We start from the raw sequence: 22,719 nt of genomic DNA on the forward strand, positions 1-22,719 counted from the left end.
CTGACGTAGGAGGCTCATGTCCTGGACTACGTCTGACCGTAGGCTTCGCCTGCCGCCGAACTGGCCGCAGCTCCGACGTCGCATCCTGGTCAGGGACGGTCACCGCTGCACAGCCAGAGATCACTACGGCGTGCGCTGTGCCGAACCGGCCACTGACGTAGACCACGTCAGGCCCGGTGATGACCATCGCGAGGCCAACCTCAGATCGCTCTGCGGGTGGCATCACCGGGTCAAGTCGTCCCGCGAAGGAGCCGCCGCGAAGGCGGCCAGCCGCAGGCGTCATGACCGCAAATTCCGTAGGACTGAGGCCCATCCGGGCCTGCTGTGACCGCGCAGAGCTCCAGGCCGTAGGCCCGTAGAGCCGCGCCGGCCCCCGAGGAACCCCCCCTTCGGGGGCCCTTGACCTTACGGAGGTGAGCAGGTGCCCGGACCCGTGCCCAATCGCGAGTCAGATCTTGCTCGCCCCCGCGAGCGCAAGGGCGGAGATGTGCAGCCGGTGACGCGAGGCGTCGCTCGGCCCACGAAGATTCCGCATGCCGACGACTCCTGGCATCCCATCGCACAGCGCCTGTGGGACTCCCTCAAGACGAGCGGCCAGGCCGACTTCTACCAGGACTCGGACTGGGCGCTCGCCTTCTCGCTCTGCGAAGACCTCTCGTACTACAAGGGGGCCGGCAAGCGGTCGGGCCAGATGCTCCAGACCATCTACTCGGCTTTCGAGCGGCTGCTCGTTGCCGAGGGTGACCGGCGTCGCGTACGGGTCGAGTTGCACGAGCCTGCGCCTGAACAGCAGTCCGCGGCCGTGCTCGCCATCGCCGACTACAAGAAGGATCTTGGCCTCGAAGCCTGATCTCGGGGGGACCAACCATGGCGGCGACCGCGCCCCTCACCCTTGATGAGATCAAGGCCCTGGAGCCGGAGTTCCACGGGCCGACCTGGCAGAAGGACGCCTTCGGGCAGTGGGCTCTCCCCGAGCGCACGCTCGGCTGGCAGGTCGCCGGCTGGTGCGCCGAGTACCTGAACGGCGAAGGGTCCACCGACGAACAGCGCGTTCCCTGGAAGTTCACCCGCGAGCAGCTCCGCTTCCTCCTGTGGTGGTACGCCATCGACGAGGACGGCGAGTTCGTCTACCGCACGGGTGTCCTCCAGCGGCTCAAGGGCTGGGGCAAGGACCCGCTCCTCGCGGTCATCTCGCTCGTGGAGTTCGTTGGGCCGAGCCGGTTCTCCCACTGGGACGAGGACGGCGAGCCTGTGGCCAAGCCGCACCCGCAGGCGTGGGTGCAGGTGACGGCAGTCAGCCAGGAGCAGACGACGAACACGATGGGCTACCTGCCCATCCTGATCTCGGACCGGCTCATCGCGGCCTACGGCATCAAGATGGGTGCCGAGCTGATCCGCGCCGACCGGGGCCGTAAGAGGCTTCAGGCGGTTACCAGCTCGTACCGGGCGATCGAGGGCAAGCGGACCACCTTCACCCTGCTCAACGAGACCCACCACTGGATCTTGGGCAATGGCGGCCACAAGATGTACGAGACCATCGACGGCAACGCCACGAAGATGGACAGCCGTTACCTGTCGATCACCAACGCCTTCATGCCCGGTGAGGACTCCGTCGCGGAACGGATGCGCGAGGCGTACGAGAAGGTACGGGCCGGCCTGGCGGCCGACGTGAGCGCGCTGTACGACTCGATCGAGGCGCACCCGGCGACACCGCTGACCGCCGAGGCCCTGCGCATCGTCATTCCGAAGATCAGGGGTGACGCGATCTGGCTCAAGGTCGAGTCGATCATCAAGTCCGTTCTGAGCCTGACCATCTCGGCCGCTCGCTCCCGGCGCATGTATCTGAACCAGATCGTCGCTGAAGAAGACGCGGTGTACGGGCCCGCCGAGTGGGACGCGCTCCGCGACGACGCCCTGGCGCTCGCGCCGGGCGACGAGATCACGCTCGGCTTCGACGGCGGCAAGACCGACGACGCCACGGCCTTGGTTGCCCTGCGTGTTCGGGACATGGCCGCCTTCACTGTCGGTCTGTGGGAGAAGCCGGACGGTCCGGCCGGCGCCAACTGGCAGGTTCCCAAGGCTGCCGTGGACTCCGCCGTGCACGACGCCTTCCGGCTCTTCCGGGTGCAGGGCTTCTACGCTGATGTCGCCCTGTGGGAGTCGTACATCTCGGAGTGGTCGGAGACCTACGGCGAGACCCTCGCGGTGAAGTCCCCCCTCGGGAAGGACGCGGTCGGCTGGGACATGCGCGGGTCCCTCAAGACATCGACGCTGGCGCACGAGCGCCTGATGCGGTCCATCTTCGACCGCAAGCTCGTCCACGACGGCGACCTCAAGCTCCGTCGCCACGTGCTGAACGCGCGGCGGCGGGTGAACAACTACGGCGTGAGCTTCGGCAAGGAGTCGCGCGAGAGCCCGAAGAAGGTCGACCTCTACGCCGCTCTGCTTCTGTCGCACGAGGCCCTCGTCGACCTTCGAGCCCGCGGCAAGAAGGTTCGCAAGAGGACCGGCCGAGGTTTCTTCCTTTAAGCAATTTGCAAGAGTGTAACTAGGGCGGTGATCGCGTGGCCGCCTCGACCTCCCCAGTTGCGCTCGCGCGCCAGCTCCTCTCCATCCTCAACCGCGATGGCGAACGCCTGCGGCGCATCGACGACTACCTTCACGGCCGCCACGCCGACCCCTACATGCCGGCCATGGCGGACGACGAGTACCGCCTGCTCGCGAAGCGGTCCATCTCCAACTGGCTGCCCCTCCTGGTCGGCACTCCAGCCCAGGCCCTCTACGTCGATGGCTTTCGACCCGGGATGGTCGCAGGCGGCCTTCCCGCCCAGGCCGAGACCACTTCGGACGAGTGGGCACACTGGCAACGCTCCCGCCTCGACGCCCGGCAAGCAGCCGTCTACCGGGGTGCGCTGACGTACGGGCACTCCTTCACGGTGACGGAGCGGGACGCCGCGGGCCGGGTCCGCACGAAGGGCCTCTCCGCCCTGAAGACGTCCGCCCTGTTCGAAGACCCGGCGAACGATGACGTTCCGTACGCGGCGCTGACCGTGACCGCCTGGCCGTCCCCCGAGGCTCCCGGACGGGCGCGGATGTGGGATGCGCGCGAGGAGTTCACGGTCCGCTTCAAGAGCCTGGACGACGCCAAGGGCATCACCGTGGCGAGCATCCGTCGGCACGGCGCGGGCGAGTGCCCCGTGACCCGCTTCGCGGCCCTCGTCGATCTTGAGGGCCGCACGCTCGGTGTCATCGAGCCGATGATTTGCCTTCAGGATCGAATCAATCAAACGATCTTCGATCTCCTCGTCGCTCAGACCTACGCCAGCGTCAAGGTACGCACAGCCACCGGAATGGCGCCCCCTATCCAGCGCGATCCGGAGACTGGAGACCCCGTCCTCGACGGGCATGGAAATCCGATCCCTCTTCCGATCAACCACAACGCCAGGCGCTTTCTTTTCGCCGAGGACCCTGACGTCAAATTCGGCAGCCTAGACGAAACCCCGCTCGGGGGATTCATCGACAGCGTGGATATGTCCATAAGGCACCTCGCCGCCGTCAGCCAGACCCCGCCTCATCATTTGCTGGGTCAGATAGCCAACTTGAGCGCCGAGGCGCTCTTGGCGGCGGAAACCTCCCTGAGCAGGAAGATCGCAGAATTCCGTACAGCATTCGGCGAAAGTTGGGAACGCGTGTTTCGACTTGCGGCCGAACTCTCCGGTCATGGCGGTGCTGAGGATTACCAGGGTGAGGTCATCTGGCGCGATATGGAGTCGCGTTCCCTGGCTCAGGCAGCGGACGCCCTCGGCAAACTGCGCGAACAGCTCGGCATCCCCGCAAAGGGGCTCTGGCGGCGTGTGCCTGGTGTCACGCAGACAGAGTTCGAAGACTGGGAGGAGCTGGCCGAAGACGAGGACTCGGTCGGCCAGCTCGCCTCGGCCCTGACTCGGGCCACCTCCGGCACGCGGAGTGACCCCACCGTGGAAGCCGCCTGATGCCACGCTCGAAGCAGGAAGAGGCCAACGAGGTCTCCATGGCCTACAGCGTAGCCCTGTCGCAGATCGGCGCCGCCACCACGGCTGACGCCCTCGCCCTGTGGGCCGAGGTGCCGGCCGCCCGGCGGGCGGCCACGGTCGGCGGCTGGCTACGCCGGGCGATCACGCTCGTGATGGGCCGCAGGCGACAAGCCCGCGACCTGGCCCGCGCGTACTACCGTCTGGCCCGCGCCCTTCAGACGGGCACGACCGTGGCCGACCCGTACCACCCCGAGCCCACGTACGTCACGCTCGGCGATCTCCGCCGCGAGTTCGCCGGTCTGGCCGGCACCTACGAGCCCCCCGGCGCGGGGGCAGACGGGACCGCGACCGGCGAGCCCGGGGAAGTCCCGCCTGCCCTTGACGCAGACGAGCCGCCAGCCGACGAAGACGACGAGTGGGAGCGGGTCCTCGTCGAGGAGCTCGCTGGACTACGCGAGGACGAGGAACAGATCGAGCGGGAAGCCGAGAAGGAACTCCAGACCGTCCTGGAGGCCCTAGGTACGGAGAACCTCAGACGCCGCACTTCCGCCGTCGATGACCAGCAGCCAGCGCGGGTCGCAGACCGTCAGCGCGAAAATGCCCACCGTCAGGCCGGGGCCCAACAGGCCGCTGCGGCCTCTCGGATCGCGATGAACGGTGGCCGCTCTACGGCCTGGAACCACATGCGCCGCGACGGCCGCGCGCTCGGCTACGTCCGGCTCTCCCGCACGGGCACACCTTGCGGCTGGTGCGCGATGCTCATCAGCCGGGGCGTGGCCTACAAGAACGCGCTGACCGCGCAGTTCAAGGACGGCGATCTCTTCCATGATCACTGCCACTGCTACGCCGAGCCGATCTTCAGCCGCCAGCAGTACGGCTCTGCCGCCCTTTTTGCCCTGAATCGCGAATACGAAGCCTTGTGGCCCAAGGTCACCAAGGGGCTGGTCGGTAAGTCCGCGGTGAGCGCCTGGCGACGCTTCATCCGCCAGAAACAGAGAGCCGCAGCCCAGGAGGCTCGGCGAACGCCACAGATAGCCCAGGAGGCACCCCCTGCCCGAGCAGACCCCAGGCCCCACCGACGAGCAGCCGACTGACGGCATACAGCCCGACGGCGCAGTCCCAGACGCGGCCGGCGACCCGGAGAACGACCTTCCTGACTGGGCCCGCCGGGAACTCACCAAGGTCCGGGGCGAGGCCGCGTCCTATCGCACCCGGCTCAGGGATGCTGAAACCAAGCTCGGCGACGCCAAGACCGCTGAGGAGTTCGAGGCGGCCCTTGCCGAGGTGACGGCGAAGAACGCGGAGCTGGAGCACTCACTCACCGTGGGGCAGGTGGCCCGCAAGTACGACCTGCCCGATGAGCTGACCAGCCGTCTGCGGGGCGCCACCGCGGAAGAGCTGGAAGCAGACGCCAAGACCCTTCAGGCCCTCCTCGCCCCGAAGCGGCCCGAGCAGCTCGGTGGCGGCCTCACACCGTCCGACGAAGACGACGGAGAGATGGACCCCCGCGCCCTCGCGCGACGCTCCCGCCGCACCTGACCCACTGAAGAAACGTTCCTCCTAACCCCCGAAGCCACCTGGCCGGGGGTTTTTTTATGCCCCCCGGAGTTGCCCAACTTGCCCACCGCACAGCACCAGGTCGTAAAGCCGCAGAAGCTTGTAAACGCAGCGGTTGGAATGCTTGAGCAGGAGCTCATCATTCCGAACCTCTTTCAGAAGACCGGCATCGACCAGTTCAAAGGCGCCGACAACGACACCGTCACGGTCAAGGTTGAGGGCGTACTGCCCTTCCACGACTACGCCTTCCGCAACGACCGTAGCCAGCCGATCCAGTTTGACGAGTACAGCGAACGCAAAATCCCCGTGACTTTCGGCGGCAACTCGTACTCGGCGGTCAAGCTCACTGACGAGCAGAATGATTTCGATATCGACCAGTGGTCTAAGCTGCTTCGCCCGCAGACTCGCGCAGTCGGTCGAGGACTTCAGCGGCGGGCCGTCAAGACCCTGACGAACCAGAACTACAACGTCACCATCGGAAACGCCGGCCAGAATCTCCGAGGCGCCCTGATTGAGGCTCGCCGGGTGCTGAACAAGCTTCACGCGCCAAAGGAAGGCCGCTGCCTCCTGGTCGGCAGTGACTTCGAGTCGGCCCTTCTGAACGAAGAGAAGCTCAACCTCGCGCAGAATGTCGGCGACTCCGAGGCCGAATCCGCGCTCCGTACCGCTTCCCTCGGCGAACGCTTCGGATTCCGCATCGTCGTCGATCAGACGATCCCGACAGATGCGGCATACGCGTTTGCCAGTTCCGCGTTCATCTTCCTCTCCGCCGCACCGTCCGTTCCGCAGAGCGTCCCGTTCGGCGCGACCACGAGCTTCGAGGGCATCGCCCTGCGCTGGATTCGCGACTACGACTCCCTCTACCTCCAGGACCGCTCGGTCGTGAACACGTACAACGGGTTCCGCTCCGTAACGGACGTCCTGGTCGGCTGGGACGACGCCGCCGAAAAGGAGATCATCTCCACCCAGGAGCACTTCGTGCGCGGCATCCGCCTCACCCTCGACGGGAAGAGCGACTACCCGGCCGCGGCTTCCGAGCTCGCGAAGATCACCGGCATCTCCGACGCACGAGTCTGGACCCCGACCGGTATCAAGCCCGAGAGCGACCCGGCAAACGCCTAACCCCACGCCCTGCGGAGGTCGGTGCCTGAGGTGCCGGCCCCCGCTCGGCCTGCCTGAAAGGAGGTCGCCGCGTGGCGTACGCAACACTCGACGAACTCAAGGGCCGCCTGGATTGGGAACTGGACGAGGACGAACTCCGCATCGGAGCCTCCGCACTGGAGGACGCCTCGGACCTTGCGGCCGAATACGGTCGCGACTGGGCGGCAACCTCCGCCCCACGTCTCGTGAAGACGCTCGTCCTCAAGGCCGCAGCCCGCTACGTACGCAACCCTCACGGGTACACGCAGAGCCGTGCGGGAGACGAGACGCTCGCGTGGGGGGACATTGGGCGCGACGCGGGATCGGTGTACTTCACCCGTGAGGAGACCCGACTCCTGGCCGAACTCGCCGGCCGCAGGCCCTGCCTGACCACTGCACCGATCATCGCCTGGGGAACAACGCGCCGCCCCGGTCGGGCGGCCACCGTGCCTGTCGACTACGGGGGCGACCCCTTCCCCCTGTACGGCGATCCGGTGAGCCCCTGGTGAGCGTGCAGCGCAGGCGCGGCCAGCAGGCCCGGGTGTGGCGGACCGTCGAGGTCGTCGACTCGCGCGGGAACGCGGTGACCATGGCGGACCCAGCAGGTCCCATTGAAGTCCGGGCCGCCTTCATCCCCCAGCGCTCAGCCCGTGCCGAAGTCCCGGGCCAGCAGCAGATCAACGTCACCCGCATGATCGTGGACGCCCATCTCGACGGCGTCTCCCTCTGGTCTCGCGTCGAGTACGCGGGCCGGCAGTGGGACATCGTCTCGCCTCCCGCTTACCACCACGGAAGCCGCCGCTCGCGGCACTGGAGCATCGATATCCGGGAGCGGCCCTGATGGCGGATATCTATTCCAGCGTCAACGGACGCAAGATCGAAAAGCTCATGGCCGTCCACGACGGCGTGCAAGCGGAGCTCGACCGGCGAGCATTCGAGATCGCGGTGCGTGCCGAGGAGATCCTCATTCGGCATCGCGCGGATGGTCACGCCGAGATCGACATCGAAGCGGGCGACAACAACAGATACGTCATCCTCTCCGACGATCGAGGCCAAAAGGCCGCCCTGTCCATCGAGTATGGCCGGGAGGCGTCCGTGGTCATCCGAAAGGACAAGCACGGCCGTGAGCACCTGGACGTCGTTCCAGAAATGGACGGTCTCTACATCCTTGCCACCGCCTCGAACCTCCCCAAAAAGCGGAAGGGCAAGGTGAAGCTCGACTAAGTGGCCGGCATACCTGACCACATCAAAGCCCTGGCCGAACTTTCGCCCGTCGAAGACCTTCTGCTCGCCATTCTCCGCAAGGGCCTTCCGGGCGTCCGCGTGAAATCCCTCATCGACCGGCACGAGAGTTTCCCCCTCGTCCTCGTGCGCCGGGACCCCACCTTCGGGCAGTGGGCGGCGGACACCCGTTTCACGGACTCGGCACGGGTGGTCGTGAACTGCTTCGCCGAGGACCCTGACGGCGATTCTGACGCCGCGATCCTGTCCGAGGCGGTGCGCGTCGTCCTGCGGGACGCCTGGCTCAAGCACGAGGTCGTGCCGGGCCGGGGCCACATCACCCGCGTCGACATGAACTCCTCGCCGCGCCGCGCCTCGGACTGGGCCACCGCCACCGGGCCCGTCCAGTACGCGGACCTGCCCACGGGCGTCTGGCGATACGAGTCGATCTTCGACATCCAGATCCGCAAGCCGCGGACGCGCCCATACCCCTCCTCGTAAACCCACCACACGGAAAGGCCCGGCCCCTCTTGGGGATCGGGCCTTTTTTCATGGCTCCAGAAGAATCCTTTCTTCGCCGGGCATGAAAAAGGGTCCACCCTACTACCGGAGGATTCGGGCCTTTTTGTGCCCGAAAAAGGAACTGTTTCTTTTTGGCGCTCAACGATGATGCCACCCTTGTCGTCGGCTCCGGTAATTACCTGATCGCTCCGGTCGGTACCGCGGCACCCGATAATCTACTCGTCCCCACCTCTCCGTGGCAGAACGTCGGTCACACCAGCCTCGAAGACGTCTTCGGAATCACTTCCGAGGGTGGCGAGGCAACCACTATCGGTACGCTCCAGAACAAGTCCCTCCGGACGAAGTATTCGGCCCGTACCGAGACGATGACCTTCACTTTGCAGCAGTTCGACACTCCTGCACTGCGGCTCTATTTCGGCGCCAATGCCCCCCTGCTTCCTGACGGTTCCGTAGGTGTGCCGGCCGACCCGAAGCCGACCCAGTCGGCATTCCTCGCCATCTTCATCGACGGCGAGAATCATTTCTCTTTCTTTGCCCCAAAGGCCGAGATCTACCGGGCCGACGACATGGCGATTGCGGACACCGAAAGCCTCGCCGGACTTCCCCTCGGCGTGAAGCCCATGGTGCACGGCAACAACGCGTGGACGTACGCGGTTACCCCGCTCGGCGGGACCGTGGCCACTGGCGCGAGCGCGGGCAACCCCGGCGCCTTCACCCCGGCGCGAGCTGTCGCCCCGGCCAACCTGGCCGGCCTCGGTGGCGTGATCGCCGCGCCCGCCACGAAGTGGACGGTCGGCCAGCACGTCGTGCTCGGAGACTCCGCCAAGGCGTTCTGGAACGGCACCGCCTGGGCCAACGGCACCGCCACCTGACGGCCCCCACCCGGCGCGAGCGCACGCGGACCTGCTTGCGCCGGGCCAGCCCCTCCCCTGGTCTGCCCCCCTGTTCTTCAACTCCCCGGAGATCCGCACCCCCATGGCTTCTTACTCCCTTGACGCGATCCGCGCTGCCGCCGAGGCCCGCTACGGCTCGACCGACATCGAGCTCGACGGCGACACCGTCCGCTTGCTCAACCCGCTGCGCCTCCGCAAGGAAAAGCGGACCGAGCTGACTCAGCTCCAGGACCACATGAGCGGCGAGGACGCCGACCAGGAGGAGCTGCTCTCCCAGGCCATCCGCCTGGTCGCCGAGCACCCCAAGGCAGCGGACAAGCTCCTCACCGCGATCAACGGCGACCTGGCCGTGCTCGCCGAGATCTTCGACCGCTACGGCAAGGGCACGCAGGCGGGGGAAGCCTCGGCCTCTGCCGCCTGATCGACGACTACGGCGAGGGCCTGTACGCGGACCTGCTCTTCCACTACGGCGTTGACCTCGCCGAGGTGATCGCAGGCCGCGGGCCCTCCCCCGTGCTCGTCCTCGCCCTGGTGCAGAGGCTTCCCGACACCTCCCTGACCGTCGCCCTCGCGTCCGGCGACCGCCAGCACTTCGGCTGGGGCCAGGACCGCCACCTGGCCGCCGACCTCTTCGACGCCATCAACGCCAACACCCGGGCGACCGGGCAGTGGGGCAAGGGCAAGGCCCCGAAGATCCCGCCGTTCAAGCGCCCCTCGGCGAAGTCCGCAGCGCAGAAGGCCGGCACGCGGCCCGCCGTGAGCGTCGCCTCGCTCTACCAGCAGTTCGCAGCACGGAGGTAGCCCTTGTCAGCGGGCCAGATCATCGGCCGCGTCGCCGTCAAGGTGTCCCCCGACACCCGCGACTTCAAGCGGGAAGCAGAGCGCCAGCTCGACCGCATCGAGCAGCAGCTCGACAACCTCAAGGTGTCGACGAAGATCGACATGAGCGGCGCGAGCCGTGAGTTCGTCGAGGAACTCCGCAAGATCAACCGCCGCAACAAGCAGATGGACGCGCGGAAGATCCGGTTCTACACCACGATCTCCACGGACGGCATGGCGACCGCCGTGCGCACCGCCGCCCGTGAGCTCCAGCAGCGCGCCAACGCCCAGCGGGTGACGTTCCGCGTCTCCGACCTGAAGGCCACCGGCAAGATCGAGCTGGAGCTCGACCAGCGGTCCGCCGACCGGGCGAAGCAGAAGCTTAAGGACTGGGCGGACGACGTGTCGCCGCTCAAGGTCAAGGTCGAGCCGGACATCGCGAACGGCTCCGGGGCCGCCCTTTCGGCGCGGCTCCAGATGCTGACGCGCCCGCGTACCGTCCCGATCCTGCCGGAGCTCGACAACGGGGCCGTGGCCCGCGTCGCCACCGCCCTGGCCGCGCTCAGCGGCGCCCGCGTCCTGAACTCGATGTTCGAGCGGCTCGGGCGGACGCTGAAGAACCTCGACAAGTCCGTGCCCGTCATCGGGTCGCTGGCGCTGGCGGTTGCCGGCCTAGCCGGGTGGGGGCTGTCCGCGGCCTCCAACCTGGCCGCACTGAGCGCCTCGCTCGCTCAGATCGGGGCGACGTCCCTTCTCCTGCCGGGCCTCCTCGGCGGGATGGTCGTCGGCCTCGGCGTCACCATCGCGGCCTTCCGCGACTTCAACAAGGTCGTCCCCGAGGTCAAGGCCGCGCTCAGCGGTCTTCAGGACACGATCTCGGCGAACTTCTGGAAGAAGGCGGCCGAGCCGATCCGGGCGGTCGTCGACGACCTCCTCCCCCGCTTCCGCGACGGGGTCGCCAAGACCGCCACCGAACTCGGCGGGTTCTTCGGGAGCTTCGCCACCAACCTGGGCACGGCGCTCTCCCCCGCGCTCGGCCAGATGTTCACGGACCTCTCGGGGTCCATCGCGGTCGCCACCGCAGGCACCGATACCTTCGCGTCGATCATCGCGACGCTGGGCAAGGTCGGCACCAGCTACCTGCCGAGCCTCGCTGCCTGGTTCGTCCAGATCAGCGAGCAGTTCGACTCCTTCCTCCAGCGGAAGGGCGAGGCCGGGCTCAAGGCGGAGATCGACCAGGGCATCCAGGCCCTCCAGGATCTCGGCTCGGTCCTCTACAACACGGGCGGCATCCTCGCGGGTGTCGCCCGTGCGGCCGAGGCTGCGGGCGGCTCCTCGCTCGGGTCGCTGGCCGGCACGCTGGAGCGCATCCACGCCACAGTGGACTCTCCTGGCTTCCAGGAGGGTCTGACCGGCGTCTTCATCGCCGCTCACGAGGCGATGTCCCGGATCGCCACGATCTCGGGTCCGGCGGTCAAGGCGTTCTTCACCGAGCTCGGCCAGCTTGCAGAAACGGTTCTTCCGCAGGTCGGCACGATCATCGGCACCGCCCTTGAGGCGGTCGCCTCGGCGCTCGCGCAGCCCGCCGTCACGGACGGCGTCAAGGCGATGTTCGACGGCATCCAGGCCGCCGTTCAGGCCCTGGCCCCGGCTATGGCGCCGGTCGGCGCCGCGCTGGGCGCCCTGATGACGGTCATCGGCGCGTTCGCGTCGATGCTCGGCCCGCTCGTCTCGGCCGCGCTCGTCCCGCTCGCCAGCGCGTTCACCGCGCTGGCCCCGGCGGTCATCCCGATCATCGCCCTGCTGGGCGGCGCCCTGACCGGCGTCCTCCAGCAGCTCGCGCCGATTCTGGCCCAGCTCGTCCCGGTCGTCGGTGCCGCGCTCGGTGTCGCCTTCGGCGCGCTGGCGACGATCCTGCCGCCGGTCGCCGAGCTCTTCACGACGATCATGGGGGCGGTCGCCCCGCTGGCGGCCTCGCTGATCGAGGGCCTGGCCCCGATCCTGCCCCTGCTGGCGAGCGCCTTCTCGGCGATCGTCACGGCCGTAACTCCGGTCGTCGCGCTGCTTTTCCAGCTCGTTTCCGCGGTCATCACGCCGCTGATCCCGCTGGTCGAGTACATCGTCAGCGCGTGCCTGCCACCGCTGGTCGAAGCATTCCAGCGCGTCTCCGAGGCCGTTCAGCCCTTCCTGGCGGCGCTGATCCAGGTCGTCAACTTCCTGATGCCGGTCCTGGTTCCGGCATTGCAGTTCGTCGCCGATTTCATCATCGGCTCGCTGGCGATGGCGCTCGACGGCATCGTGCTCGTGATCACCGGCGTCCTCGACGTGATCATGGGCGTCTGGGAGGTCTTCGCCGGTGTTTTCACCGGCGACTGGGACCGTGCCTGGCAGGGCGTCAAGCAGATCTTCGGCGGCATCTGGGACATCATCGTCGGTCTCTTCGAGATCTTCATCAATGTTGGCATCTTCGGCGTCCTCAAGAAGGGGATGGCGCTCATCAAGGCCCTCTGGACCGGGGGCTGGGGCTTCATCAGAACCTTCTTCATCGGGATCTGGGACGCGATCAAGGGCGGCCTCGGGTTCGCCTGGACCGCCATCCGCAGCTACATCGACGACGGCCTGCGCAGCCTGCGCGGCACCTGGTCGAGCGGCTGGAACGCGATCAAGCAGTTCTTCATCGACGCCTGGAACTCCATCAAGGAGAAGGCCCTCTCCGGGGCCCGCGCCCTGTGGGAGGCCGTCAAGGACGGTGTTGAGCAGTCGATCCGCTTCGTGCGCGAACTGCCCGGCAAGGCCCGGGAGGCCCTGTCCGATCTCGGCTCCACCCTCGTCAGCGCGGGCAAGGAGCTGATCAAGGGCCTCATCCGAGGCATCACCAGCATGTTCGGCGGGGTCAAGGAGTCCCTCGGCAACCTGACGGACAAGCTGAAGGACTGGAAGGGCCCCCCGAAGAAGGACCGGGTCCTCCTGACCCCCGCAGGCAAGCTGATCATCCGTGGATTCGTCCGTGGTCTGGAGTCCGAGTACGGGAGCGTCCGGCGCTCCCTGTCCGGCCTGACCGCCAGCATCCCCGACGCGGGATCGCTCCTCGGCGACCGGGCCGGCCGGGACCGCGACGGCATGCGTGCCCTGGCCTCCCAGTGGGACGCGGGCGCCAAGCAGCTTGGCTCCGCGCGCGAGCGCCTCGACGAGGTTCTCGGCCAGGTCCTCCCGGCCGGCGCCTTCAGCGACGACAGCGCCGCGAAGGCGGTCCGCGCGCTCACCGCGCGCCCCGGCGCCTCGGACTACTCCAGCGCCGCGCGCACGCTCGCCGTGGCCGTTTCCGGCGGCCACGGCACCGCCCCGACCGGGGGCACCACGAAGATCCTCAACTACTACGCGGCAAGCGGGACTTCGATCGGCGCTGAAGAGGATCTCTTCGCGGCGACACACCGCGCACGAATGGTGGGGTGGTAAATGACCGCCCTCCTACTCGAAGGCGAGCGCGACGTCCTCGATCTCAACGGAGTGGCAGACGAAGGCGTTGGCTTCCAGGCGACTTATGGAGCCACCGGCTTCGGCCTGCCCTCCACCGCCGCACAGTGGCTTGAGGGAGCCGGAGACGGCGCCCGCTACCGGGGCCGCCGGGTCCTGCCCCGCGATCTCGACATACCCCTCGACATCGTCGGGGAGACCCGATCCCACCTGGGCTCCCTGGTATCCCGGCTCGCCCGGGTCGTCTCCGAGGACTGCAACCTGGTCCTGGTCGACGAGCAGGGCGTGCGCTGGTCCACGCCGGTCGTGTGGACCGGAGGCGGTGAAATCGATCTCGACGGCGCCACCGACGTCCAGACCGTCATCTCCTTCCGGGCCCCCGACCCCTACTTCACCGCGTCCACCGTCTCGACGCAGAGGGTCACGGGCGATCCGGGCACAGCAGCGTTCCTGTCCTCCATCTCCTCCATGCCGCTGGCCGCATCCCAGGCCATCGGCTCCATCCAGTTCGACAACCTGGGCGACGTGCCGGCCTACCCGGTGTGGGAGATCTACGGCCCCGGCCGGGACCTCACCGTCACCTCCCCGACCGGCGAGACCCTGCGCTGGACCGGGACCCTGACCGCAGGAGAAAAGCTCGTCATCGACACTCGGGCCGCGACGGTCAAGGACGGCAAGGGCGCCAACAGGTACACCTTCGTCGACACCGCGCCCCGCTTCTGGAGCATCCCGCCCGGCGTCTCCACGGCGACCGTCCGCTTCCTCGACACCACCGCGGCTTCGCGGATCGTCTGCTCGTGGCGGCCTCGCCGATGGATGGTGATCTGACCTGAAGCTCACCGACCTCACCGTGGAAGTCCGGACCAAGAACCTGGTCCGCCAGGGCCTCATCCGCCCCGAGGATCTCGCCCTGGAGGTGGAGGACACCTTCAACAACGTCGGCACCTGGAAGGCCACCCTCCCCTCGGAGCATCCCCTCGCCGACATCCTGCGCACCCCGGGCTCCGGCCTGATCATCACCGGTCCCGGGGATGTGCTGATGTCGGGTCCGGTCGTCTCCTCCGAGTACGCGGCCACCCCCGAGGACCGGCGCGGAAGCATCGCCTTCGAGGGCGTCTCCGACACCGTCATCCTCTCCGACATGCTCGCCTGGCCCGAACCCACCAACTCGAACGTCAGCACCCAGCGCGTCGGCCACGACGAGCGCACCGGCCCCGCCGAATCCCTCATGCACGCCTACGTCGGCGCCAACTGCGGCCCGACAGCCCCGACATCGCGGCGCAGGGCCGGGCTGGTCCTGGGCCCGAACCAGGCCCGGGGCCCGGTCATCTCGAAGGCCGCCCGCTTCCCCACCCTGGGCGAGCTGCTCACCGGGATCGCGACCGTCGCCGGGCTCGGCTTCCGCATCGTGCAGCGTGGCAGCCAGCTCGTCTTCGAGACGTACGCGATCACCGACCGGACACGGGAGGTCCGCCTCGACGTGCTGGCCGGCACCCTCGCCGGACAGCGGGTCTCCGTCTCCACCCCCGGCGCGACCCGCGTCATCGTCGCGGGCCAGGGCGAGCAGGAGGCCCGCACGTTCGTCCCCGTCGACAACACTGCTTCCCTCACCGCGGAATCGGACTGGGGGCGGCGCATCGAGCGCTTCGTCGACCAGCGCAACACCAACAACGTGGCCGAGCTGACCCAGGCCGGCAACGAGCTCCTGGCCGACTCCGGGTTCACCGCGACCGCCGTACAGGCCGTACCGGTCGAGGACTCCAGCATGGAGTTCGGTGTCGACTGGGGTCTCGGCGACCGCGTGAGCGTCGTCGCGGGCGGCCAGGAACTCGCGGCCCCCGTTACCGGCATGGTCCTCAAGGCGGGCGACGGGGGCTTCCGCGCCGGAGCCCTCCTCGGCGACCTCAGCGCCTTCGACCCGAACGCCGCAGCCGCGCAGCGAGCCCAGACCACCGACCGCCGCGTCTCCGCCCTGGAACGCACAGCAGAGGCGGGCGGGGCAGCCGATCCGCCCTCCGGCTGGGGTCCTGAGGACCATGGACTTCTCACCTGGGCCTTCGATCCGGCGCTGGCCAACTCCACCGGCCTGTATCCCGGCTCTGGCCCGATCCGTGTCACCGCAGTCCCCCTGCGCCAGCCCACACAGGTCAGCCGCATCGTCTGGCACGCCACCGGATACGCGGGCGGCCTGGCCAGCGGCTCATGGGCGGCCATCTTCAACGCCGCCGGAGACCGGGTAGCCACGACCGGCGACCTGTCGAACGCCGCGTACGAACCGGCCGAAGTCCACACCGGGGGCGGCGCCGCGATCAGCTCCCCGCTGACCTCCGCCACCACCCTGGCGGCCGGCACGTACTACGTGGCCTGGCGCATGCAGTACAACGCCACGACCGGCGACGGTCCGATGCTCCTGGCCAGCGAGTCGTCAGCCGGGGCGCCGCCCAACTTCTTCGGCCCCAACGGCCTTCGCCGCTTCGGCTACTACGCCACCGGCGCGGCCACCGCGCCCGCCTCGATCACCGTCACCTCCATGCTCAACGGGGCCAACCGCTTCTGGGTGGGCCTCAGCTGAAAGGCCCCGAGTGAAAGCCATCTCCGCCATCGTCCCTTTCCACCCCACGGGCGAGGTCCAGAAGGTCTACGGCACGGTCCAGGTCACCATCGCCGAGCCGAACCCCCCATACCCCGACCTCACCGCCGACGAGCGCGAAAGCATCCTCCGCGCCGCAGTGACCGCGATCCGCGGGGCCCTCCCCGTCGACCTGGAATCCACCTTCCCCACCCTGCGCGCTGCCGAGGACCGCACCGCCTGAAAGGAGGTCGCCCCTTGGCGATCACGTCCTACCCCTTCGACGGCCAGGCCGTCACCGAGTCACAGTTCTCGCAGCTCTTCAGGGAGTTCGCCGACTCCGGGATCGCGGCCTCCGCCCAGGCCAACGCCTTCAGTACCAGCGCGGACGGTGCCACCATGGCGGTCAAGGTCCAGCCTGGCTTCGCGATCGTGCGCGGGCACGCGGTGCTGTCCACAGCTGTGGAAACCCTGCCCATCGCGGCGGCCGGCACCTCCGCCCGCTCCGACCGCGTGGTCCTTCGACTCGACCCGAGTGTGAACCAGATCACACTGACCGTTCTGCAGGGTGCAGCGGGCGGCGCCGTTCCGACCCCCACACAAACCGATACGGGCATCTACGAGCTGCCGCTCGCGACCATCACCGTGGCCGCGAACGCGACCTCCATCGCCTCGGCGGCCGTCAGCAAGGAGCGGCCCTTCATCGGGCAGTCCGTAGGCGTGTGGGTCAACGCGACCCGCCCGGCGGCCCCGCGCCTGGGCAAGCTCGGCTACAACTACGACAACTCGGCCTGGGAGTTCTGGAACGGCACGGCTTGGACCTCCCTGGTCTCCTCCGTTTCCTGGTCCAGCCTCACCGGCAAGCCCGCCACCTTCCCCGCCACCTCCCACTCCCACCCCTGGGCCGAGGTGACTGGCGCCCCGTCGTCGATGCCTCCCACCGCGCATAAGCACCCGTGGGGGGACATCACCGGCACACCCGCGACGTATCCGCCTGCCGGCCACGCGCACAGTTGGTCGGACATCTCGGGGAAGCCGGGCCAGTTCCCGCCCACCGACCACTGGCACGGCCAGTACCTCGACTCTGGCGGCACCATCTCGTGGGCCAACGGCTCCAAGATGCCTCACAACAACTCGGCGAGCGGCTCGGGAACGTGGTACGCGGTCTGGGTGGAGGGGGACGGAACCTTCTGCCGCAACACGTCCTCGATCCGATTCAAGGAGAACGTCCGGGACCACGAGATCCGTCCCGAGGACGTGCTTGCACTGCGTCCCGTGATCTACGACCGCAAGCCGACCGAGGAACGTCCCGAACCGCGCACCAACGAGGTGGGCCTGATCGCGGAAGAGGTCGAGGAGACACTCCCCTGGCTCGTGAACTACTTCGACGGCCAGGTCGACGGCCTGCGGTACGACCTCCTCGGCGTCGCCCTCGTTGCCGTGGCCAAGGACCAGGCCGCACGCATCGAACGCCTGGAGGCCCGCGTCGAGGGGCTGTCCCCGTGACCCTGGAGCCATCCGTGCAGGTCGCCATCGTCTCGGCAGGCGGGGCCATAACGGCGGCCCTCGTCGGCGTCTTGGTGGAGCTGGTACGCCGCCAGGGCGCCGCACTTGCCGAGGTGCGCGAGCACACCCAGGAGGCCCGCGACCAGGTCTCGAATGACCACGCGACGAATCTCCGAGACGACCTCGACCGGGTCATCCACGGCCTCGATCGCATCCTCGACAGCCAGGACCACCACAGCGAGGAACTGGCCAGTATTCGCCGCGACATCGCGCATGAACGAGTCGAACGGCTTGCGGTCGCGGAGCGGCTGGACGCACACCTCACTCCCTGAAATTTCCCACCCACCTACTGAACTAGTAGGTGGTCCATCGACCCCTGCCACCTCTCGGTGCAGGGGTTCTTGCATGTCTGGAGAACCCTCCCCTGAGCATCAACATCACCGCCCGCTCCGAGTGGGGCGCGAAGCCCTGGAACGGCACCCCCAGCTCTGTCGCCCTCAGCCAGCGCACCGAGTTCTTCATCCACTACGACGGCGCCGACCACATCCTTCGGACCGGCCCCTCCGTTCCTCAGGCGATCGAGCGAGGCCATCTCGGTCAGGGCTGGGCGGGCATCGGCTACTCGTTCGTCGTCGACCAGGCCGGCACCATCTTCGAGGGGCGGGGGTGGGGTCTTCAGGGTGCCCACTGCCCTGGACACAACATCAGCGGCTTCGGCGTCCAGATCGCCATTGGCGGCGACCAGGAGCCCTCGGCGAAGGCCCTGGCCGCTGCGCGTGCTCTTTATGACGAGGCGTGCAGGAAGACCGGCCGCGTGCTCGCCCGACGAGGCCACAGGGACGGCTTCGCCACTGAATGCCCCGGTGGTCGGCTCTACGCGTGGGTCCAGGCTGGCATGCCGGCCAGCTCCGCCGGGGGTGACCGCGACGACGTGGTGCCTCTCGCGTCGGGCGTAAAGCCTGGGGCCCGGCATCCGCAGGTCCGTGAGCTACAGCAGCTCCTGCTTCAGGCCGGATACGGGCCGATCTCGGGCGCGGTGACCGACTTCTACGGTCCTGCGACCCAGGCCGCAGTGGCCCGATTCCACGACCGTCACACCGAATTCAAGTCCACCGGGGTTTCCCGAGACGTCACGATAGGAGCCCGCGGCTTCGCGGTGCTCCAGAAGGAGGCTGGTCGCCGATGAGCAAGATGGTGATGCCGGGTTCCAAGCCCCCGAGCCTCGTGAGCCTGCTCCCCGTCCGGTACCGCACCCGTGCGGGCGCGATCCTTGCCGCGATTGGTGTCGCGGTGAGCGTCGCGTCCATCGTCTATGCAGACAGCCCCGAGGTCGCTGTCATCGTCCAGGTCCTGACCGCCCTCGGCGTCGTGGCCCCGTCCGAGGACGAGGACGCCGAGTAACGAATGAGCCCCCACCAGCCAACGCTGGTGGGGGCCTTCTTGTGTTCTACGCCTTGGCCGCCTTCGCAGCCTCGATCTCGTCCACGGTGGTGACCTTCCTCGCCCGCCGCCCCCTAGGGGGGCGGGCAGCAGCCTCGGAGGCTGGCCCCGGCACCTCAGCCGCGGCTGTGGTTGCCGACTCGTCCGGCTGCCTCAGCACGTCTTCGAAGGACTCCGCGTCGTGACCGCAACGCACCGTCGTGCCCGAGCGACCGCTCTCCGCCTCCGTAATGGTGTAACGAGAGACCGGGACGCCAACCCTCTGGCAGACATCGCAAACTTCTACCTCGATCAGCACAACCCTTACACCTTCTAGTTCGTCTTGACTCGTCCAACTATTACATGCGACTGTATAGCCGTGCCTGCTGCCGCGCCAACGGCCATGCACTCGCGGGGACCATCAAACCAGGGAAGGGTGGACACCATGGGCCGTGCCAGCAAAGTCCAGAACCACGATGAGGCGAAGCGCTGGCTCGGTGAGGGCAAATCGTACGCCTGGATGGTCGAGACGTACAGGAAGAAATACGGCGTTGAGACCACGCCCACCTATTGGGCCGTTTACAGGAACCGCGCCGGTATGCCTCTTCGAATCGCTCGCGACAATGAACTGATTCCCTGGCAGGTGGAGCAGCAACATCGTTGGTCGTACGACCTTGTGATGCTTCGCTTCGAGGCCAGGCGTCGTGCAGTTCAGGGGGGCGACAAAAATATCAAGCCGCTCTCGGATTACGATGCGAAGCGGCTTACGTCCTGGAAGCGGGACCTCACCGAGGCGAATGCGGTCGTCTACTACGACCCCACGACCGAAGACGGCTTCTTCCTCGTCCCTCGGGAGGAGTCCGATACTGACATCGTGCGTGCGATCCGGCCGGGAGACCCGGCCAGGCCACGCAGCACAGATAGCTGAATACCAATGCTGCACGAACCGCCCCGAAGAACGCTCGGGGCGGTTCGTTGTTTCTTCAGCTAAACCGGGACGACAGTGGGCGCGGCAGCGATCCGGCTGAGCATGTCGCCCGCCATGAGCGTAGCAGCGACAAGGCCACTCGTGTCTGACGGCATTTCCTGCGCCGGGATCCACAGCAGGAGCGACCCCTGAATGGTCTCATCCCACATCACAGGAACTGCCACGGAGTCCCAGCCACTCATGCATTCCTGGCGACCGATGGCGAAACCGCACTCGACGATGTCCTTCAGCGAGTCGATCAGGAGGTTGTTGTCGCGGATAACGCCGGGGCCAACGCCCTCGGGCACCGGCTCGGCGAGAACCCGCTCCTGGAACGGTGCCGGCATGTGCGCGAGGATCACGCGTCCGCTCGCGCCCGTGCGGAGCGATCGACTGTATTTGACCAGCTCAAACGGGTCGATGCCGATGGACTTGGGATCGAAGCCGCCGATTGCGTAGTCCGTGCAGATTCGCCGGGTTCCCACCACGGCGTAGTAGGCGACCAGCCCGCCCGTAGAGCGCTGGAGCTTGTCGAGGACGGCGTGCGTCATCTCCTCGTCGGGAGTCTGGGCAAGCGCCTGCATCGAGAGTCGAAACACACCAGGCCCAAGGCGGTAGAGCTGGCGACCGTTCTCCTTGACCTGGACGAAGTTTCCGTCGGCAAGGCCATCCTGGAGCACGCGATAAACGGTAGCTCTGTCGAGGTCGGTCGCCTTTGCGATAGCGGCAGGACCGTGACAATCCCCATCGAGTTCGGCGAAAGCCCGCTGAACCAGAAAAACTCGTTTGCCGTGCGCCGTGCCCTTGGCCGTGGTCATTACTTCCCCTGAACAAAACGCGGCGCCGTCTTCTTCGGCGACGCCACGAATACCTGTGATCCCAGCCGGCGCACTTACGAGCGCAGGCTCAAGAATGTTACTGCCGAGTTTGCTTGATCGTTACCTTACCCGTCGTCACCCGGGCCTCAAGGTCCGCGTGCGCCTTCGACGCCTCAGCACTGTTGTAGCAGGGGCCTATGACAGGCCGCAGATCCCCGCGCCCCGTGGCTTCGAACAAGGCGGCCATCGAATCCCGCAAGGCGTACCGAACGCCGTACAGGTTGGGAAGCCAAAACCCTGACACAGACTGCGACTTCTGCATCAGGTCCGTGATCGATGGGGACCGGCGATCCCCCGAGACGCATCCGTAGACCGCCATGCGGCCACGCGGCGCCAGGGCGGCGAGAGTGGCGTCGAACACGGAGCCGCCCACCATCTCCAGGGCAGCGCTGACGGGCCCCTCGTTGGCCTCAAGGATTCGGGCGGCGAGATCCCCGCCCACCGTGGTGTCGAGTACGGCGTCCGCGCCCAGATCTCGCACGAGATCCGCCTTGTCGGCACCTCCGGCGAGGGCGATGACACGGGCACCGGCGAGCTTGGCGAGCTGCACCGCGAGCGAGCCGACACCGCCCGCAGCGGCCGGCACGAGGACGGAGTCACCCTTTGTGATCCTGATCACCGAGTGCAGCAGGTGCCAGGCGGATTGCCCTTGGAGGGTAAGCGCAACGGCCTGGTCATCGGTGATCTCATCCGGAACGTCCCACGTGAGGAGACGGCGCACCAATGTCTTCTCCGCGTACCCGCCCCCTTGGCACAGGCCGACGACGCGTCGCCCGTCTGGCAGCGTCCCTACGACCTCGTTGCCCGGAATGACTGGGTACTCGACCCGCGCCAGGTAGTCCCCTTGCCGTACGTGGACGTCGGCGTAGTTGACCCCCGAACGCGAGACGGTCACCACGTGGTGCCCCGCGATGGCCTGCGGGTCCGGTACCTCCATCTCCCGCAGCACCTCCGGGCCACCTGCCTGAGTCATCACAGTCGCGCGCATGTTGATCCTTTGCTGGTTTGTTGTATCCGCCATTTTATGAACGCTCCAGCAGGCCAGGGTCCGTCATTTCGCCTGACGAAACGCACTGACGCTAGTCTCGTTTCACCACGTGAAACGAGACGGCGCTCATTTCGTGTGGCGAAATGAAAGGTCGCTGCAATTCCCAAAACGGGGCCTAAATCACTCCGTCCGGAAGCTTTGCGTCCAGTACGGTTTGCAAGGGTTGACCAGAGGGCAGCCCGGCGGGCAGGATCTAGGCTCGCACGAACGTTCGACCGCCGGAGCAGGGAAGCACCGGCACGGGGAGAGGAGCCGTCGAATGATGCATGGCCAGGGGGCGGTCTCCATGTGTGAAGCCGAACCGATCAGGCGAGCCGAAGTCCTGTACCTGCCGGGCGTAGCCCTGCACGTCGCCGAGGACGAGTCGGACTGTCACATCACGGTCCGCCCCGATCACGTGCCGGACCACCTGCGCCGCATCCTCCAGGTCGCCGAACAGCGCGGCCTCGGACTCCTCGACCAGGACGAGTGCGAGCCGATCCTGCTCGCGGACGACTCGGTGCGCCTCTACCTTCAAACCGCCGCCTAAGACCACTTGGAGCTACTTTTGCCCCTGACTCTCATCGATCTCCCGGCCCCCGCTGTCCCTCGGGACGGATGGGGTCGCCCCCTCGTCGTACCCAAGGGCGGCGGGACGCCCAAGCCTCTGACGAGGACGACGACTTACATCGACTGCATCGAGGACAAGTCGGC

26 protein-coding genes are annotated in these 22,719 nt (G+C 67.5%); 23 read left to right on the forward strand and 3 right to left on the reverse strand.

The window, feature by feature from the left end; all coding sequences use genetic code 11:
* The first annotated feature begins 496 nt into the window (after positions 1 to 496).
* From ACFVS6_RS22700 to ACFVS6_RS22800, 21 genes are all read left to right on the forward strand, one after another.
* Positions 497 to 850: a hypothetical protein gene (locus ACFVS6_RS22700; RefSeq protein WP_389706287.1), complete on the forward strand. Its 354-nt coding sequence runs from the start codon at positions 497 to 499 to the stop codon at positions 848 to 850.
* 17 nt (positions 851 to 867) lie between these two features.
* Entirely contained in the window at positions 868 to 2,529 is a 1,662-nt protein-coding gene (locus ACFVS6_RS22705) for a terminase (protein ID WP_389706289.1), read from the forward strand.
* Between the two features lie 35 nt (positions 2,530 to 2,564).
* Positions 2,565 to 3,992, forward strand: coding sequence for a phage portal protein (locus tag ACFVS6_RS22710; protein ID WP_389706290.1), 1,428 nt, complete (start codon positions 2,565 to 2,567; stop codon positions 3,990 to 3,992).
* Positions 3,992 to 5,107, forward strand: a complete 1,116-nt coding sequence (locus ACFVS6_RS22715) for a hypothetical protein (protein WP_389706291.1) — start codon at positions 3,992 to 3,994, stop codon at positions 5,105 to 5,107. The genes ACFVS6_RS22710 and ACFVS6_RS22715 overlap by 1 nt, the downstream gene beginning before the upstream one ends.
* A 190-nt stretch (positions 5,108 to 5,297) precedes the next feature.
* On the forward strand, positions 5,298 to 5,552 hold the full coding sequence (locus ACFVS6_RS22720) for a hypothetical protein (protein WP_389706293.1): 255 nt from the start codon (positions 5,298 to 5,300) through the stop codon (positions 5,550 to 5,552).
* Positions 5,553 to 5,690: 138 nt separating this feature from the next.
* Positions 5,691 to 6,692 (forward strand): hypothetical protein, encoded by a 1,002-nt coding sequence (locus ACFVS6_RS22725; protein ID WP_389706295.1) that lies wholly within the window; start codon positions 5,691 to 5,693, stop codon positions 6,690 to 6,692.
* Positions 6,693 to 6,763: 71 nt separating this feature from the next.
* Positions 6,764 to 7,219, forward strand: a complete 456-nt coding sequence (locus ACFVS6_RS22730) for a hypothetical protein (protein ID WP_389706296.1) — start codon at positions 6,764 to 6,766, stop codon at positions 7,217 to 7,219.
* Positions 7,216 to 7,551 (forward strand): phage head-tail adapter protein, encoded by a 336-nt coding sequence (locus ACFVS6_RS22735; RefSeq protein WP_389706298.1) that lies wholly within the window; start codon positions 7,216 to 7,218, stop codon positions 7,549 to 7,551. Before ACFVS6_RS22730 ends, ACFVS6_RS22735 begins: the two co-directional genes overlap by 4 nt.
* Positions 7,551 to 7,934, forward strand: a complete 384-nt coding sequence (locus ACFVS6_RS22740) for a DUF5403 family protein (protein WP_389706300.1) — start codon at positions 7,551 to 7,553, stop codon at positions 7,932 to 7,934. Before ACFVS6_RS22735 ends, ACFVS6_RS22740 begins: the two co-directional genes overlap by 1 nt.
* Positions 7,935 to 8,432: a hypothetical protein gene (locus ACFVS6_RS22745; RefSeq protein WP_389706301.1), complete on the forward strand. Its 498-nt coding sequence runs from the start codon at positions 7,935 to 7,937 to the stop codon at positions 8,430 to 8,432. It begins immediately after the preceding gene.
* Positions 8,433 to 8,584: 152 nt separating this feature from the next.
* Positions 8,585 to 9,325 (forward strand): hypothetical protein, encoded by a 741-nt coding sequence (locus ACFVS6_RS22750; RefSeq protein WP_389706303.1) that lies wholly within the window; start codon positions 8,585 to 8,587, stop codon positions 9,323 to 9,325.
* Positions 9,326 to 9,428: 103 nt separating this feature from the next.
* Entirely contained in the window at positions 9,429 to 9,767 is a 339-nt protein-coding gene (locus ACFVS6_RS22755) for a phage tail assembly protein (RefSeq protein WP_389706305.1), read from the forward strand.
* A 65-nt stretch (positions 9,768 to 9,832) separates the two neighbouring features.
* A complete protein-coding gene (locus ACFVS6_RS22760) occupies positions 9,833 to 10,147 on the forward strand; it encodes a hypothetical protein (protein WP_389706307.1) in 315 nt (104 codons plus the stop codon).
* Between the two features lie 3 nt (positions 10,148 to 10,150).
* On the forward strand, positions 10,151 to 13,621 hold the full coding sequence (locus ACFVS6_RS22765) for a hypothetical protein (RefSeq protein WP_389706309.1): 3,471 nt from the start codon (positions 10,151 to 10,153) through the stop codon (positions 13,619 to 13,621).
* Entirely contained in the window at positions 13,622 to 14,467 is an 846-nt protein-coding gene (locus ACFVS6_RS22770; RefSeq protein ID WP_389706311.1) for a phage distal tail protein, read from the forward strand.
* A 22-nt stretch (positions 14,468 to 14,489) separates the two neighbouring features.
* Positions 14,490 to 16,211 carry a siphovirus ReqiPepy6 Gp37-like family protein gene (locus ACFVS6_RS22775; RefSeq protein ID WP_389706312.1) on the forward strand — a complete coding sequence of 574 codons (1,722 nt, stop codon included), beginning with the start codon at positions 14,490 to 14,492 and terminating at the stop codon, positions 16,209 to 16,211.
* 10 nt (positions 16,212 to 16,221) lie between these two features.
* On the forward strand, positions 16,222 to 16,452 hold the full coding sequence (locus ACFVS6_RS22780) for a hypothetical protein (protein ID WP_351586245.1): 231 nt from the start codon (positions 16,222 to 16,224) through the stop codon (positions 16,450 to 16,452).
* Positions 16,453 to 16,466: 14 nt separating this feature from the next.
* Complete coding sequence (locus ACFVS6_RS22785; protein WP_389706314.1) at positions 16,467 to 17,714, forward strand: tail fiber domain-containing protein; 1,248 nt, start codon at positions 16,467 to 16,469, stop codon at positions 17,712 to 17,714.
* Positions 17,711 to 18,046 carry a hypothetical protein gene (locus ACFVS6_RS22790; protein ID WP_389706316.1) on the forward strand — a complete coding sequence of 112 codons (336 nt, stop codon included), beginning with the start codon at positions 17,711 to 17,713 and terminating at the stop codon, positions 18,044 to 18,046. Before ACFVS6_RS22785 ends, ACFVS6_RS22790 begins: the two co-directional genes overlap by 4 nt.
* A gap of 29 nt (positions 18,047 to 18,075) precedes the next feature.
* Entirely contained in the window at positions 18,076 to 18,900 is an 825-nt protein-coding gene (locus tag ACFVS6_RS22795; RefSeq protein ID WP_389706318.1) for an N-acetylmuramoyl-L-alanine amidase, read from the forward strand.
* On the forward strand, positions 18,897 to 19,115 hold the full coding sequence (locus ACFVS6_RS22800; RefSeq protein WP_389706320.1) for a hypothetical protein: 219 nt from the start codon (positions 18,897 to 18,899) through the stop codon (positions 19,113 to 19,115). Before ACFVS6_RS22795 ends, ACFVS6_RS22800 begins: the two co-directional genes overlap by 4 nt.
* A 46-nt stretch (positions 19,116 to 19,161) precedes the next feature.
* On the opposite strand, the gene ACFVS6_RS22805 is transcribed toward ACFVS6_RS22800, so the two are convergent.
* The gene (locus tag ACFVS6_RS22805; protein WP_389706322.1) at positions 19,162 to 19,452 is read right to left on the reverse strand and encodes a hypothetical protein; all 291 of its coding nucleotides are present in this window, start codon (positions 19,450 to 19,452) and stop codon (positions 19,162 to 19,164) included.
* Between the two features lie 117 nt (positions 19,453 to 19,569).
* Here ACFVS6_RS22805 and ACFVS6_RS22810 point away from each other — a divergent pair, with 117 nt between their 5' ends.
* Positions 19,570 to 20,061: a hypothetical protein gene (locus ACFVS6_RS22810; RefSeq protein WP_389706323.1), complete on the forward strand. Its 492-nt coding sequence runs from the start codon at positions 19,570 to 19,572 to the stop codon at positions 20,059 to 20,061.
* Positions 20,062 to 20,120: 59 nt separating this feature from the next.
* Here ACFVS6_RS22810 and ACFVS6_RS22815 read toward each other — a convergent pair whose 3' ends face one another.
* On the reverse strand, positions 20,121 to 20,918 hold the full coding sequence (locus tag ACFVS6_RS22815; protein WP_389706324.1) for an IclR family transcriptional regulator: 798 nt from the start codon (positions 20,916 to 20,918) through the stop codon (positions 20,121 to 20,123).
* Between the two features lie 97 nt (positions 20,919 to 21,015).
* Complete coding sequence (locus ACFVS6_RS22820) at positions 21,016 to 21,966, reverse strand: zinc-binding alcohol dehydrogenase family protein (RefSeq protein WP_389706325.1); 951 nt, start codon at positions 21,964 to 21,966, stop codon at positions 21,016 to 21,018.
* A 346-nt stretch (positions 21,967 to 22,312) separates the two neighbouring features.
* On the opposite strand from ACFVS6_RS22820, the gene ACFVS6_RS22825 reads away from it, so the two are divergent.
* Entirely contained in the window at positions 22,313 to 22,555 is a 243-nt protein-coding gene (locus ACFVS6_RS22825; RefSeq protein ID WP_389706327.1) for a hypothetical protein, read from the forward strand.
* Positions 22,556 to 22,719 lie beyond the last annotated feature (164 nt).

The sequence above is a fragment of the Streptomyces sp. NPDC057939 genome (assembly GCF_042887545.1).
In the GTDB taxonomy this organism is placed as follows: Bacteria; Actinomycetota; Actinomycetes; order Streptomycetales; family Streptomycetaceae; genus Streptomyces.